Source organism: Kitasatospora sp. NBC_00458, from assembly GCF_036013975.1.
Classification (GTDB): Bacteria; Actinomycetota; Actinomycetes; order Streptomycetales; family Streptomycetaceae; genus Kitasatospora.
Genome location: NZ_CP107904.1, coordinates 1936710 through 1949807, shown reverse-complemented (window position 1 = coordinate 1949807; position 13098 = coordinate 1936710). Strand labels below are relative to the sequence as shown.

Annotated in this window: 14 protein-coding genes; all 14 read left to right on the top strand. The window is 72.3% G+C overall.

What is annotated here, in order from left to right:
- The first annotated feature begins 110 nt into the window (after positions 1-110).
- The 14 genes from pgsA to secF all read left to right on the top strand — a co-directional run bounded on the left by pgsA (position 111) and on the right by secF (position 13076).
- The gene (gene pgsA, locus OG550_RS07195) at positions 111-758 is read left to right on the top strand and encodes a phosphatidylinositol phosphate synthase (protein WP_327683718.1); all 648 of its coding nucleotides are present in this window, start codon (positions 111-113) and stop codon (positions 756-758) included.
- Between the two features lie 15 nt (positions 759-773).
- A complete protein-coding gene (locus OG550_RS07190; RefSeq protein ID WP_327675750.1) occupies positions 774-1745 on the top strand; it encodes a phosphatidylinositol mannoside acyltransferase in 972 nt (323 codons plus the stop codon).
- A 30-nt stretch (positions 1746-1775) separates the two neighbouring features.
- A complete protein-coding gene (locus OG550_RS07185) occupies positions 1776-2960 on the top strand; it encodes a glycosyltransferase family 4 protein (RefSeq protein WP_327675748.1) in 1185 nt (394 codons plus the stop codon).
- Positions 2961-3076: 116 nt separating this feature from the next.
- Positions 3077-3445 carry a 5-carboxymethyl-2-hydroxymuconate Delta-isomerase gene (locus OG550_RS07180; RefSeq protein ID WP_327675746.1) on the top strand — a complete coding sequence of 123 codons (369 nt, stop codon included), beginning with the start codon at positions 3077-3079 and terminating at the stop codon, positions 3443-3445.
- A 29-nt stretch (positions 3446-3474) separates the two neighbouring features.
- Positions 3475-4020, top strand: a complete 546-nt coding sequence (locus OG550_RS07175) for a hypothetical protein (RefSeq protein WP_442905952.1) — start codon at positions 3475-3477, stop codon at positions 4018-4020.
- Positions 4021-4264: 244 nt separating this feature from the next.
- A complete protein-coding gene (gene pdxS / locus OG550_RS07170) occupies positions 4265-5176 on the top strand; it encodes a pyridoxal 5'-phosphate synthase lyase subunit PdxS (RefSeq protein WP_327675744.1) in 912 nt (303 codons plus the stop codon).
- Between the two features lie 90 nt (positions 5177-5266).
- Positions 5267-5884 (top strand): pyridoxal 5'-phosphate synthase glutaminase subunit PdxT, encoded by a 618-nt coding sequence (gene pdxT / locus OG550_RS07165; RefSeq protein ID WP_327675742.1) that lies wholly within the window; start codon positions 5267-5269, stop codon positions 5882-5884.
- 92 nt (positions 5885-5976) lie between these two features.
- On the top strand, positions 5977-6735 hold the full coding sequence (locus OG550_RS07160) for a YebC/PmpR family DNA-binding transcriptional regulator (RefSeq protein WP_327675740.1): 759 nt from the start codon (positions 5977-5979) through the stop codon (positions 6733-6735).
- 198 nt (positions 6736-6933) lie between these two features.
- Complete coding sequence (ruvC, locus tag OG550_RS07155; RefSeq protein ID WP_327675738.1) at positions 6934-7521, top strand: crossover junction endodeoxyribonuclease RuvC; 588 nt, start codon at positions 6934-6936, stop codon at positions 7519-7521.
- A complete protein-coding gene (gene ruvA, locus OG550_RS07150) occupies positions 7518-8129 on the top strand; it encodes a Holliday junction branch migration protein RuvA (protein WP_327675736.1) in 612 nt (203 codons plus the stop codon). Before ruvC ends, ruvA begins: the two co-directional genes overlap by 4 nt.
- Before the next feature lie 130 nt (positions 8130-8259).
- A complete protein-coding gene (gene ruvB, locus OG550_RS07145) occupies positions 8260-9336 on the top strand; it encodes a Holliday junction branch migration DNA helicase RuvB (protein ID WP_327675735.1) in 1077 nt (358 codons plus the stop codon).
- Between the two features lie 247 nt (positions 9337-9583).
- Complete coding sequence (yajC, locus tag OG550_RS07140) at positions 9584-9991, top strand: preprotein translocase subunit YajC (protein ID WP_327675733.1); 408 nt, start codon at positions 9584-9586, stop codon at positions 9989-9991.
- A gap of 144 nt (positions 9992-10135) precedes the next feature.
- On the top strand, positions 10136-11965 hold the full coding sequence (gene secD, locus OG550_RS07135) for a protein translocase subunit SecD (protein WP_442905951.1): 1830 nt from the start codon (positions 10136-10138) through the stop codon (positions 11963-11965).
- A gap of 4 nt (positions 11966-11969) precedes the next feature.
- Positions 11970-13076 (top strand): protein translocase subunit SecF, encoded by a 1107-nt coding sequence (gene secF / locus OG550_RS07130; protein WP_327675732.1) that lies wholly within the window; start codon positions 11970-11972, stop codon positions 13074-13076.
- Positions 13077-13098 lie beyond the last annotated feature (22 nt).

The window sequence follows — 13098 nt, the reverse complement described above, 5'->3', positions numbered from 1 at the left end:
TCCCCGGCGTGGCTACCATGGGTGCGCCGGGTGGGCTGATCCATCCGGTCGTCTGCCGCGTTCTCTGGCCGCAGGCGGGTACCAGGGAGATCGGAGCGGTCCGGAAGGCCATGCTCAACAAATACGCGCGTGCCTTCTTCACACGTGTCCTGACCCCGTTCGCCGCGTTCCTGATCCGGCTGGGTGTGAGTCCGGACACGGTGACGCTGGTCGGTACGGCCGGTTCGGTGACGGGTGCGCTGGTGTTCTTCCCCCGCGGGGAGTTCTTCTGGGGCACCGTCACGATCACGCTGTTCATCTTCTCGGACCTGGTCGACGGGAACATGGCCCGGCAGCTGGGGCGGTCCACCAAGTGGGGGGCGTTCCTGGACTCCACGCTGGACCGGGTCGCGGACGCGGCGGTCTTCGGCGGCCTGGCCATGTGGTACGCGGGCAAGGGCGACAACGACCTGCTGTGCGCGGTGGCGGTGTTCTGCCTGGCGAGCGGGCTGGTGGTGTCGTACACCAAGGCGCGGGCGGAGAGCCAGGGGCTGCCGTGCGACGTGTCGGGGCTGGTGGAGCGGGCCGAGCGGCTGGTGATCAGCCTGGTGGCGGCCGGTGTCGCGGGTCTGGCCACGTTCGGGGTGCCGTACGTGGAGTGGCTGCTGCCGGTGGCGCTGTGGCTGGTGGCGGCGGGCAGTCTGGTGACGGTGGTCCAGCGGATGGTGACCGTGCGCCGCGAGGCGTTCGAGGCGGACCGCGTGGCGGCCGGGAGCTGAAGGGGCGGGCCTGCGGTGAAGGACCTGAAGGACCGGCTGGTGTACGGGGCGTACGCGGCGGGCTGGGGGGTGCTCAAGCACCTGCCCGAGCCGGCCGCGCGCGGCTTGTTCGACCGGTTGGCGGACTACGCGTGGCGGCGGCGCGGCCCGCGGGTGCTGCAGCTGGAGGCGAACCTGCTGCGGGTGCGTCCGGGAGCGGACGAGGCCCGGCTGCGGGAGTTGTCGCGGGCGGGCATGCGCTCGTACATGCGCTACTGGCTGGAGTCGTTCCGGCTGCCGGTGTGGAGCCGGGAGCGGGTGGCCCGGGACGTCCGGGTGGACGGGTTCGAGCAGCTGCGGGAGGCCCTGGAGTCGGGGCGGGGCGCGGTGATCACCCTGCCGCACATGGGCAACTGGGACCTGGCGGGCGCCTGGGTGGCGCTGGAGGGGTACCCGTTCACGACGGTTGCGGAGCGGTTGGAGCCGGAGCGGCTGTTCGACCGGTTCGTGGCGTTCCGCGAGAGCCTGGGCATGGAGGTGCTGGCGCTGACCGGTGGCTCGGTGAACGTGGTGGGCACGCTGGCGCGGCGGCTGCGGGAGGGGAAGCTGGTCTGCCTGGTGGGGGACCGCGACCTGTCGGAGGCCGGGGTCGAGGTGTCGTTCTTCGGTGAGGCGACCAGGATGCCGGCGGGTCCGGCGGCGCTGTGCCAGCGGACCGGGGCGGCGCTGATGCCGGTGTCGCTCTGGTACGAGGGGCGGATGCTGCGGGCGCAGATCCACCCGGAGGTCGCGGTCCCGGCCGAGGGGGACCGCAAGGAGAAGACCCGGATCATGACGCAGGCGATGGCGGCGGTCTGGGAGGACGCGATCCGGGAGCACCCGGAGGACTGGCACATGCTGCAACGGTTCTGGCTGGCCGACCTCCCGGTCCGTGAGACGGTGGAGGTTGCGGAGCGTCCGCCGGGCCGCCCCGTCGAGGAGCCCGCCGCGGAGGCCTCCGGGGCCTGACGGCCCGCCCGGAGGAGGATGAGGAGACCTGTGAAGATCGGCATCGTCTGCCCGTACGACTGGGACGTCCCCGGCGGGGTGCAGTTCCACATCCGGGACCTCGCCGAGCACCTGATCGGTCTGGGCCACGCGGTGTCGGTGCTGGCGCCGGCCGAGGACGACGAGGCGCTGCCGCCGTACGTGGTCTCGGCGGGGCGGGCGATGGCGGTGCCGTACAACGGTTCGGTGGCCCGGCTGAGCTTCGGCCTGCTGTCGGCGGCCCGGGTGCGGCGGTGGCTGCACGAGGAGCGGTTCGACATCCTGCACGTGCACGAGCCGGCCGCGCCGAGCCTGTCGATGCTGGCCGCCTGGTCGGCGTCCGGGCCGATGGTGGGCACGTTCCACACGTCCAACCCGCGGTCGCGGGCGATGATCGCGGCGTCGCCGATCCTGCAGCCGGGGCTGGAGAAGATGCGGGCCCGGATCGCGGTGAGTGAGTACGCGCGGCGGACGCTGGTGGAGCACCTGGGCGGGGACGCGGTGGTGATCCCGAACGGCGTGGACGTGGGGTTCTTCGCGGAGGCCGAGCCGGACGCCCGCTGGACGGGCGGGGCGGCGGACGGCGGGCCGGGCACGATCGGCTTCGTCGGGCGGATCAACGAGCCGCGCAAGGGCCTGCCGACGCTGCTGGCGGCGCTGCCGCGGATCCTGGCCGAGCGGCCGGGGGTGCGGCTGCTGGTGGCGGGCAAGGGCGACGAGGAGGAGGCGGTCGCCGGGCTGGCGCCGGAGGTCCGCGCCCAGGTGGAGTTCCTCGGGATGGTGAGCGACCGGGACAAGGCCCGGCTGCTGCGCAGCGTCGACCTGTACGTGGCGCCGAACACCGGCGGCGAGAGCTTCGGGATCATCCTGGTCGAGGCGATGTCGGCGGGTGCGCCGGTGCTGGCGAGCGACCTGGACGCGTTCAAGCAGGTGCTGGACGGCGGGGACGCCGGCGAGCTGTTCCCGGTGGAGGACGCGGACGCGCTGGCCCGGTCGGCGCTGCGGCTGCTGGCGGATCCGCGGCGGCTGCGGGAGCTGAGCGGCGCGGCGTCGCGGCACGTGCGGCGGTTCGACTGGTCGACGGTGGGCGCGGACATCCTGGCGGTGTACGAGACGGTGGCGTCGGGTGCGGCGGCGGTGGTCGAGGAGGACGAGCGCAGCGGCCGGCGGGGCCGGTTCGGGCTGGCCCGCGACTGAGCGGGGCGGGGAGCGGGCCCGGGCCGGGCCGAAACCGGGGGCCCGGTCCGGGATGGCCCGGGGGGCCGCCGTGGTTGGGTCTGCCAGACCCTTTCCCGCGTACCTGGAGGCACCCGATGCCGCAGATCTCCGTCGACTACTCGCCGAGCCTGGAGGGCTCCTTCGACCGCCGGGCCCTGGGCCTGGCGATCAACCGGCTGGCGGTGAAGACGATCGCCGCGAAGCCGGAGGCGTGCAAGACGATCTTCCGTCGGAACGAGCCCGAGGTCGTGGTCGGGGAGAGCGAGCGCCCCGAGGCCCAGGTGTTCGTGCAGTTCGGGATCTTCCCGGGGCGCAGCGGCGAGGCGAAGGCGGCGCTGACCGAGGGGGTGCTGGCGCTGCTGGGCGAGCACCTGGCGCCGGCGCCGGGCGAGCGGCTGCACTTGGCGGTGGACGTCCGGGACATCGACCGCGAGGCCTACCGGAACACGGCGATCGAGGGGTGAACCGGTGGCACCCGGTAGCGTAGCGCCCCGTGACTACCTGGATCTGGGCCGGCGTGGCCGTGGTGCTGTTCGGCATGTACCTGAGTTGGACGGCCGGCCGGTTGGACCGGTTGCACGCCCGGATCGACGCCGCCCGTGCGGCGCTGGACGCGCAGCTGGTCCGCCGGGGGTCGGTGGCGATGGAGCTGGCGACGTCCTCGCTGCTGGACCCGGCGGCGTCGCTGCTGCTGCTGGACGCGGCGCACGCGGCGCGGCAGGCGGAGGACGAGCAGCGCGAGGTGGCGGAGAGCCAGCTGAGTCTGGCGCTGCGTGCGGTGTTCGCGGATCCGGAGCAGGTCGCGGTGCTGGTGGCCGAGCCGGGCGGCGAGGAGGCGGTGCGGGAGCTGACGGCGGCGGTGCGGCGGGTGCCGATGGCGCGGCGGTTCCACAACGACGCGGTGCGGGCGGCGCGGGCGGTTCGTGAGCACCGGTTGGTGCGCTACTTCCGACTGGCGGGCAAGGCGCCGTTCCCGATGGCCTTCGAGATGGACGACGCGCCGCCGTCGGCGCTGACCCCGGAGGGTGCGCCCTCGTAGGGTGTGCCTTCACGGCGGCGTCCGAGGGGCGTCCCCGAGGGGGTGCGCCCGCCCGGACGCGGGGTCCCCGGCCGTGTCGGACACGTCCCGGTGTCCGCTGGTTTCGCCCGTCGGGACGGGGGTCCGGATCCGTCCTGTTTGTCGTATCCCGCCGGTCGGGCTGGACTTGGTGGCGCATGGAGGCGCCGTTTCTTCCGCCTACCATAGGGCGATAGCACTGGTTCATCTTCGAGTGAGGTCTCACGTGTCCACCACCCCCACCACCGCAGACCAGCCGCAGATCGGTACCGCCCGGGTGAAGCGCGGCATGGCCGAGCAGCTCAAGGGCGGTGTGATCATGGACGTGGTCAACGCCGAGCAGGCCAAGATCGCCGAGGACGCCGGCGCTGTCGCCGTCATGGCGCTTGAGCGGGTTCCGGCGGACATCCGCAAGGACGGCGGCGTCGCTCGCATGTCGGACCCGAACATGATCGAGGAGATCATCGCCGCGGTCTCCATCCCGGTCATGGCGAAGTCCCGGATCGGCCACTTCGTCGAGGCCCAGGTCCTGCAGTCGCTCGGTGTCGACTACATCGACGAGTCCGAGGTGCTGACCCCGGCCGACGAGGTCAACCACTCGGACAAGTTCGCGTTCACCACCCCCTTCGTCTGTGGCGCGACCAACCTGGGCGAGGCGCTGCGCCGCATCGCCGAGGGCGCGGCCATGATCCGTTCGAAGGGCGAGGCCGGCACCGGCAACGTCGTCGAGGCCGTCCGCCACCTGCGCCAGATCAAGAACGAGATCGCCAAGCTGCGCGGCTTCGACAACAACGAGCTGTACGCCGCGGCCAAGGAGCTGCGTGCGCCGTACGAGCTGGTCAAGGAGGTCGCCGAGCTGGGCAAGCTGCCGGTCGTGCTGTTCTCCGCCGGTGGCGTGGCCACCCCGGCCGACGCCGCGCTGATGCGCCAGCTGGGCGCCGAGGGCGTCTTCGTCGGCTCCGGCATCTTCAAGTCGGGCGACCCGGCGAAGCGTGCTGCCGCGATCGTCAAGGCGACCACCTTCTTCGACGACCCGAAGATCATCGCCGACGCCTCCCGCAACCTGGGCGAGGCCATGGTCGGCATCAACTGCGACACCCTGCCGGAGAGCGAGCGCTACGCGAACCGCGGCTGGTAGTCCCCGCCGGACGGCCCGCCGCACGGTGTGATCATCGGTGCGGCGGGCCGCTGCGCGTCGTCCGAACAAGAGTCTGAAGAGGTAGTAACAGTGTCCACTCCAGTGATCGGCGTCCTCGCCCTGCAGGGCGACGTCCGCGAGCACCTGGTCGCGCTGGCCGAGGCCGACGCGCTGGCCCGCCCGGTCCGCCGTGCCGAGGAGCTGGCCGGGGTCGACGCGCTGGTGATCCCCGGCGGGGAGTCCACCACCATGTCGAAGCTGGCGCTGCTGTTCGGCGTGATGGGGCCGCTGCGCGAGCGGGTCGCCGCCGGCATGCCGGTCTACGGCACCTGCGCCGGCATGATCATGCTGGCCGACAAGATCCTGGACGGGCGCGAGGACCAGGAGACGGTGGGCGGCATAGACATGACCGTGCGCCGCAACGCCTTCGGCCGGCAGAACGAGTCCTTCGAGTCGGGCATCGCCTTCGAGGGCCTGGACGACGCGCCGGTGCACGGCGTGTTCATCCGCGCCCCCTGGGTGGAGTCGGTCGGCGCGGGCGTGCGGGTGCTGGCCGAGCTGCCCGCCGCCGACGGCCCGGAGAGCCGGATCGTGGCGGTGCGCCAGGGCAACCTGCTGGCGACGTCGTTCCACCCCGAGCTCACCGGCGACCACCGGGTGCACGCCTACTTCGTGCGGATGGTCGAGGAGCACCTCGCCGCCGCGTGACCGTCCGCGAGCGACCGTGTGCGGGCGACCGGTGGCGGCACCGGTAAGATCTCATCTGTTCATTTCCCTTTGGCGACGTAAAGGAGCTGGCGATGTCCGGCCACTCTAAGTGGGCTACCACCAAGCACAAGAAGGCCGTGATCGACGCCAAGCGCGGCAAGCTCTTCGCCAAGATGATCAAGAACATCGAGGTGGCGGCGCGCACCGGAGGCGGCGACCCGGCCGGCAACCCGACCCTCTACGACGCCATCCAGAAGGCGAAGAAGAGCTCGGTCCCGATCGACAACATCAACCGCGCCGTCAAGCGCGGTTCGGGTGCCGAGGCCGGCGGCGCCGACTACTCGACGATCATGTACGAGGGCTACGGCCCGAACGGCGTCGCGGTGCTCATCGAGTGCCTCACCGACAACCGCAACCGCGCCGCCTCCGACGTGCGCGTCGCGATGACCCGCAACGGCGGCTCGATGGCCGACCCGGGCTCGGTCTCGTACCTGTTCAACCGCAAGGGCGTCGTGATCGTCCCCAAGGCCGACGGCGTCGACGAGGACAAGCTGTTCGAGGTCGTCCTCGACCAGGAGCCCGAGGAGATCAACGACCTCGGCGACTCCTTCGAGATCGTCTCCGAGGCCTCCAAGATGGTCGCGGTCCGCACCGCCCTGGTGGACGCCGGTGTCGACTACGACTCGGCCGAGGCCAACTTCCTCCCGAGCATGCAGGTCGAGCTGGACGTCGACGGCGCCCGCAAGATCCTGAAGCTGATCGACGCCCTGGAGGACAGCGACGACGTGCAGAACGTCTTCGCCAACTACGACATCAGCGACGAGGTCGGTGCCCAGCTCGACGCCGAGTGACCGAACCCGCGTCCCGGCCCGGTGGTCCCACGACCACCGGGCCGGTGTCGTTCGAGCCGTTGTCCGACCCGGGCGGTAGCCTTCGCAGGTCGCCGGGCCGACGGGTCGCAGCGCCCGGAGGCGGCGGCGACCCACCGGGGCGGTGACCGACCGGGTGGCGATCCGTCGAGTGGCGATCCATCGAGAGGCGGGGCAGGAGTGCGGGTACTGGGTGTGGACCCGGGGCTGACCAGGTGCGGGGTCGGCGTGGTCGACGGCGCGCCCGGCCGGCCGCTGCGGATGGTCGGGGTCGGAGTGGTGCGCACGCCCGCCGACGCCGAGATCGGGCACCGGCTGCTCCTCGTCGAGCAGGGCATCGAGGGCTGGCTCGACGAGCACCGGCCCGACCTGGTCGCCGTCGAGCGGGTCTTCGCCCAGCACAACGTGCGTACCGTGATGGGCACCGCCCAGGCCAGCGCGGTCGCCATGCTGTGCGCCACCCGGCGCGGCATACCGGTCACCCTGCACACGCCGAGCGAGGTCAAGGCCGCCGTCACCGGCTCGGGACGGGCCGACAAGGCCCAGGTCACCGCCATGGTGCAGCGGCTGCTGCGGCTGGACGCCCCGCCCAAGCCGGCCGACGCCGCCGACGCGCTGGCGCTGGCCATCTGTCACATCTGGCGCGGCGGTGCCACCGACCGGATCGCCGCCGCGCTGGCCAAGGCGGCCCCGGCGGGGACGGCCCCCGCCAAGGCGCCCACCGCCCGCCCGTACTCCGCCCGTCCCACCCGAGGAGCCGCCCGATGATCGCGTTCGTCCAGGGACCGGTGGCCGTGATCAGCGGCACCACCGTCGTCGTCGAGGTCGGCGGCGTGGGGATGGCCGTCCAGGTCACCGCGGCCACCGCCGCCGCCCTGCGGCCCGGCCAACCCGCCCGGCTCGCCACCTCGCTGGTCGTCCGGGAGGACTCGCTCACCCTGTACGGCTTCGCCGACGACGACGAGCGCGCGGTCTTCGAGATCCTCCAGGCCGCGCCCGGCGTCGGCCCGCGGCTCGCCCAGGCGATGCTCGGCGTGCACAGCCCGGACGAGCTGCGCGCCGCCGTCGCCGCCGGCAACGAGCGGGCCCTGATCGCGGTGCCCGGCATCGGCAAGGCCAAGGCCGCCAAGCTGCTGCTGGAGTACAAGGACAAGCTGGGCGCCCCGCACGGCAGCGTGCCGGCGCAGAAGCCGGTCGCCACCGGCCCGGCGCCGTGGGGCGAGCAGCTGCACGCGGCGCTGGTCGGCCTCGGCTACGCGCCGCGCGAGGCGGACGAGGCGGTCGCCGCCGTCACCCCGGAGGCCGAGACGCAGTCCGTCCCGGACGTCGGCACCCTGCTGCGGTCCGCCCTGCGGACCCTCAACCGGGCCCGCTGACCACGGACCTTGTGTCGCCCCACCGATCTGACCACCTGTCACCTTGTCGACATTGGAGCCCGCAGCACGTGAGCGCGCGAACCATCCAGAGGGGCGCCGGCGAGACCGCCGGGCCGAGCGAGGAGAGGGCATGAGCCCGTACGACTCCGACCCGGCCGACCGGCTGGTGACGGCCGCCGCCGACGGCGAGGACCAGGCCGTCGAGGCCGCGCTGCGCCCCCGGCAGCTGGACGAGTTCATCGGCCAGGAGCGGGTGCGCGAGCAGCTGTCACTGGTGCTCCAGGCCGCCCGCCAGCGCGGCACCGCCCCCGACCACGTGCTGCTCAGCGGCCCGCCCGGGCTCGGCAAGACCACCCTGTCGATGATCATCGCGGCCGAGCTGGGCGCCCCGATCCGGATCACCTCCGGCCCGGCGATCCAGCACGCCGGCGACCTCGCGGCGATCCTCTCCTCGCTCACCGAGGGCGAGGTGCTCTTCCTCGACGAGATCCACCGGATGTCGCGGCCCGCCGAGGAGATGCTCTACATGGCGATGGAGGACTTCCGGGTCGACGTGATCGTCGGCAAGGGTCCGGGCGCCACCGCCATCCCGCTGGAGCTGCCGCCGTTCACCCTGGTCGGCGCCACCACCCGGGCCGGACTGCTGCCGCCGCCGCTGCGCGACCGGTTCGGCTTCACCGGGCACATGGAGTTCTACGCCCCGTCGGAGCTCCAGCGGGTGGTGCACCGCTCGGCCGCCCTGCTGGACGTCGAGATCGACCCGGCCGGCGCCGCCGAGATCGCCGGCCGCTCCCGGGGCACGCCGCGCATCGCCAACCGGCTGCTGCGCCGGGTCCGCGACTACGCGCAGGTCCGGCACGACGGCGTGGTCACCGTCGACATCGCCAACCAGGCGCTGGACGTCTACGAGGTCGACGCCCGCGGCCTGGACCGGTTGGACCGCGCGGTGCTGGACGCGCTGCTGCGGCTGTTCGGCGGGGGTCCGGTCGGACTGTCCACCCTGGCCGTCGCGGTGGGGGAGGAGTCCGAGACGGTCGAGGAGGTCGCCGAGCCCTTCCTGGTCCGCGAGGGCCTGCTCGCCCGCACCCCGCGCGGGCGGATCGCCACCCCCGCCGCCTGGCAGCACCTCGGTCTCACCCCGCCGGCCCAGGTCGCCAGGGGTGCCGTACCGGCCCAACCGGAGCTTTTCCGACCCGAACAGGGCTGAAAGGGTGAGAACGGAGCGTGTGCGCACCGTGCACGCCCGCCCAGGGGGCGGCTGGAGAAGCCGTGGGGGAAGTCCCGGGAAACTGTGCAGGCCGAGGCTCGCCACTTTCGGCGGCAGGATGCGATGCTTGGCGTTGTCCGATCAGTTCGGGGTCGCCTAGACTCCGCCGGACCGCCCCTCTCACCCGACGGGACGACCAATACCACACAGGCCGCCGGCCGGCGGCCCGTAAAGGACCCTGGCTGCAGTGAACCTCATCATCCTTCTCCTCCCGATCATCGCGATCGTGCTCATGTTCCGGTCGCAGAAGAAGCGCCAGCAGCAGATGCAGAAGATGCAGACCGCGCTGGAGCCAGGGGCGGGGGTGCGCACCATCGGCGGCCTGTACGCCCAGGTGAAGGCGGTCAACGACGAGACCGTCGAGCTGGAGATCGCGCCCGGCGTGGTCACCCACTTCACCAAGAGTGCGATCGCGGCGGTCCTGGATCCCGCGGAGTACGACGCGATCATCAACGGCCGCCCCGCCGACGACGAGCTGTCCGAGGCCTCCGACGAGGACGCCGCGATCGAGCCGGCGGACGAGCAGCCGCTGTCGCTCAGCAAGGACGGCGCGGAGAAGGCCGAGGCCGAGGGCGGCGCTCCCGCGAGCAAGTAGTACGGTCGGGCACCCGCCCGGCCGCGCGGCGCACCGCCGCGAGCCCACAGGACTCAGGGCCGCAGTTCCGCCACACCCCGTCCAGCCACGCGCAGGGCGGGGTCCGGTGGGGGGAAGTGGCATGGACAGGGAGAAACGAGCAAGGTGGCAACACCCAAGTCGCGCCCGCGCGACGGCTACCCAGGGCGGGCGCTGGCCCTCATCCTGGTCGTCACCGTCGGACTGGTCGCCCTCATGTTCGGGACGGGTCACACCAAGCCCCGCCTCGGGATCGACCTCGCAGGCGGCACCAGCATCACGCTGAGCGCGAAGTCGACCGACCCCAAGGCGATCAACAAGTCCAACATGGACATCGCCACCGGGATCATCGAGCAGCGGGTCAACGGGATGGGTGTCTCCGAGGCGGAGGTCCAGACCCAGGGCGACCGCAACATCATCGTGAACATCCCCAAGGGCGGTGACAAGCAGACCGCGGCCGACCAGGTCGGATCCACCGCGAACCTGTACTTCCGCCCGGTCCTCGCCCTCGCGCCGAGCGGTCTCCAGGCCCCGGCCCCGACCGACACCCCGTCGGCGAGCGGCAGCGCCGCCCCGTCCGCCACCGGCACCCCGGCGGCCACCGGCACCCCGAGCGCCGGCGCCACGGCGGCCGCGCCCAGCACCGGCGCCACCAAGCAGGGCCGGCCGGCCGGCGAGGCCCTCGCGGCCGACACCACGCCGACCGCCGCCGCCACCGGCGCCGCGGCCACCGGGACCCCGTCCGCGGCCGCCACCGGCGCCGCCGCGACCGGCACCCCGAGCGCCGCCGCCACGCCCCCGGCCACGCCGGACCTCTCCGCCGCGATGACCTCGGGCACCGTGCCGCCGGAGCTGGCGGCCCAGTTCGCCGCACTCGACTGCAGCAAGCTGGAGCAGCGCCAGAACCACCAGACCTCCGAGGGCGCGCCGGCCGTCGCCTGCAGCCAGAAGCAGGAGGACGGCGTCTGGTACAAGCTCGCCCTCGGCCCGGTCGCGGTCTTCGGCAAGGACGTCTCCAAGGCGCAGGCCACCATCGACACCCAGCAGGGCGGCGGCTGGCAGGTCCAGCTGCAGTTCAACGGCAAGGGCACCGACGCCTTCACCGCCGTCACCGGCCAGCTGGCCTCCCAGCCCCAGCCGGCCAACCAGTTCGCCATCGTGCTGGACGGCCAGGTCGTCTCCCACCCGTACGTGCGCGGCGCCATCCCCGGCGGCTCGGCCGTGATCTCGGGCAGCTTCACCCAGGCCGAGGCGCAGGGCCTCGCCAACCAGCTGAGCTTCGGCGCGCTGCCGCTGGAGTTCACCACCAGCGACGTCACCACCGTCTCCCCGCAGCTCGGCGGGGACCAGCTGAAGGCCGGTCTGGTCGCCGGCCTGATCGGCATGGTCCTGGTGGTCCTCTACTCGCTGGTGTACTACCGCGGCCTGGGCCTGGTCTCGATCGCCGGTCTGCTCGTCTCGGCGGCCCTGACCTACTCGATCATGAGCCTGCTCGGCGCCGGGATCGGCTTCGCGCTGAACCTGCCCGCGGTCTGCGGTGCGATCGTCGCGATCGGTATCACCGCCGACTCCTTCATCGTGTACTTCGAGCGGATCCGCGACGAGGTCCGCGAGGGCGCCCCGCTGCGCCCGGCGGTCCAGCGGGCCTGGCCGCGCGCCCGGCGCACCATCCTGGTGTCGGACTTCGTCTCCTTCCTCTGTGCCGCCGTGCTCTACGTGGTCTCGGTCGGCAAGGTGCAGGGCTTCGCGTTCACGCTGGGTCTGACCACCGCGCTCGACGTCGTGGTGATCTTCCTCTTCACCAAGCCGCTGATCACGCTGCTGGCCCGCAAGAAGTTCTTCTCCGACGGCCACCCGTGGTCGGGCCTGGACCCGAAGCGGCTGGGTGCCCGCCCGCCGCTGCGCAGCACCCGTCGCCGCAACCCCTCGTCCTCCGCCGCCGTGAAGGAGGCCTGACACCGTGTCACGCTTCTCCAATCTGGGCCACAAGCTCTACCAGGGCGAGGTCAGCTTCGACTTCGTCGGGCGCCGCAAGCTCTGGTACAGCATCTCCGGGGTGATCGTCCTGGTCGCCGCGATCGGCCTGACGATGGGCCTCCACCTGGGCATCGAGTTCAAGGGCGGCTCGGTCTACACCGTGGCCAAGCCCGGGCTCACGATCTCGCAGACGCAGGAGGCGGTCGACAAGATCGTCGAGTCGCACCCGCTGGTGCAGTCGACCGAGAACGGCAAGATCCGCATCCAGGTCTCCTCCGAGGAGAAGGTCTCCTCCTCGGTCATCACCGAGAGCCTGGCGAAGGGGCTCGGTGTCCCGGTCCAGGAGATCGAGGCCCAGGTGATCGGCCCCAGCTGGGGTGAGCAGATCTCCAACAAGGCCCTCACCGGTCTGGTCATCTTCATGATCCTGGTGACGATCTACCTCGCGATCGCCTTCGAGTGGCGGATGGCGGTGGCCGCACTGGTCGCCCTCATCCACGACCTCCTGATCACCATCGGCGTCTACGCCCTGGTCGGCTTCGAGGTCACCCCCGGCACCGTGATCGGCTTCCTGACCATCCTCGGGTACTCCCTCTACGACACGGTCGTCGTCTTCGACACCGTGAAGGAGAACACCAAGGACCTCACGAAGCAGAACAAGCTCACCTACAGCGACGCGGCCAACGCGGGCCTCAACCAGACCCTGGTCCGCTCGCTCAACACCACCGTGGTCGCCCTGCTCCCGGTGGCGGCGCTGCTGTTCATCGGTGGCGGCTTCCTCGGGGCCGGCACGCTGAACGACATCTCGCTCGCGCTGTTCATCGGCCTCGCCGCCGGTGCCTACTCCTCGATCTGCGTCGCCACCCCGCTGCTCGCGCAGCTGAAGGAGGAGCAGCCGGAGATGAAGGCCCTGGCCAAGCGGGTCGCCCAGCGGCGCGCCGCGGACGCCAAGGCCGAGGCGGCCAGGGACGCCGGTGGCGAGGACGGCGAGGACGGCTCCGGGGACGAGCAGCCGGCGGGTATGGTCGGTCAGCGCGGAAGGGCGGCCGGCACCACGCGTGCCAAGGGCCGTCCGTCCACCAATCGCTGACCCCGCCGACCCTAAGGACCCT

Coding starts and splice junctions, on each gene's coding strand:
- pgsA (WP_327683718.1), top strand. CDS start 111: ATGCTCAACAAATACGCGCGTGCCTTCTTCACACGTGTCCTGACCCCG.
- OG550_RS07180 (WP_327675746.1), top strand. CDS start 3,077: ATGCCGCAGATCTCCGTCGACTACTCGCCGAGCCTGGAGGGCTCCTTC.
- OG550_RS07160 (WP_327675740.1), top strand. CDS start 5,977: ATGTCCGGCCACTCTAAGTGGGCTACCACCAAGCACAAGAAGGCCGTG.
- ruvA (WP_327675736.1), top strand. CDS start 7,518: ATGATCGCGTTCGTCCAGGGACCGGTGGCCGTGATCAGCGGCACCACC.
- ruvB (WP_327675735.1), top strand. CDS start 8,260: ATGAGCCCGTACGACTCCGACCCGGCCGACCGGCTGGTGACGGCCGCC.